This window comes from Burkholderia sp. Ac-20379 (assembly GCF_017104645.1).
Taxonomy (GTDB): Bacteria; Pseudomonadota; Gammaproteobacteria; order Burkholderiales; family Burkholderiaceae; genus Burkholderia.
The window spans coordinates 1-944 of the sequence record NZ_JAAGPF010000738.1; the positions used below are offsets into that span (position 1 = coordinate 1).

The 944-nt window shown below is 74.3% G+C and carries 1 protein-coding gene; it reads left to right on the plus strand.

Annotated elements, in window-relative coordinates; genetic code table 11:
* Positions 1 to 101: 101 nt before the first annotated feature.
* On the plus strand, positions 102 to 944 hold an 843-nt coding region (locus tag G3N92_RS34330; RefSeq protein ID WP_206131913.1), incomplete at its 3' end, for a VanZ family protein.

Consider the following 944-nt stretch of genomic DNA (forward strand, 5'->3'; position numbering starts at 1 on the left):
TAACGACCTCGTCGCGCAGATGGTGGCGTGGCTCGCCGTGCAGGCCTCCGGGCTGCAATGACGCGCGCGCGGCCGGCCTCCCGCTGCACGGAGCCGCCGCGATGACGCCCGCCGCTGCGCCGTCGCGCGGGCCGTCGTCGCTGGGGCGGCGGCTGTTCGCGGCCTACGCGGCGCTGGTCGTCTACGCCTCGCTGTACCCGTTTCTCGGCTGGCGCTCGCTCGGCGTCGGCCCGTTCGATTACCTGCTCGCGCCGATGCCGCGCTACTGGACAGGCTTCGACGTCGTCACCAACGTGATCGGCTACCTGCCGCTCGGCGCGCTGGCCGTGGCCGCGCTGTATCCGCGCGTGAAGGGCGTGCCGGCCGCGCTGCTGGCGACGCTGTTCGGCACGCTCGTGTCGGGCTCGATGGAAGCGCTGCAAACCTATCTGCCGACGCGGGTGGCGTCGAATCTCGATCTCGGCGCGAACGCGCTCGGGGCGCGGCTCGGCGCGGCCATCGCGGCGCCGGCCGTGCCCGCGCTGGTCGAGCGCGGCGTGCTGCGGCGGCTGCGCGACGCGTGGTTCGAGCGCGACGCCGCCACGCCGCTGCTGCTGTCGGCGCTCTGGCCGTTCGCGGTGCTGTTCCCGTCGCCGTTCCTGTTCGGCATCGGCAGTTGGCCCAGCGAGTTGTGGGATCGCGCCGACCTGTCGATGCGCGACGCGCTGCTGGCCTGGGCGCCGGCGCACTGGCGGCTCGACATCTGGCCCGATGCGATCGACGCGCGTCTTTCGGATACCGCCTGGGAGGTGGTGCTGGCCGCGCTCGGCCTGTACGCCGCGCTCGCGCTGGCGTCGCTGACGATGCGCCGCCAGGCGCCGCGCATGCGGCTCGCGGTGGCGTTCGTGGCGGTGGCGCTGGCGCTGAAGGCGGCAGCCACGTTCCTGCAGCTGCGCAGCGGCCTG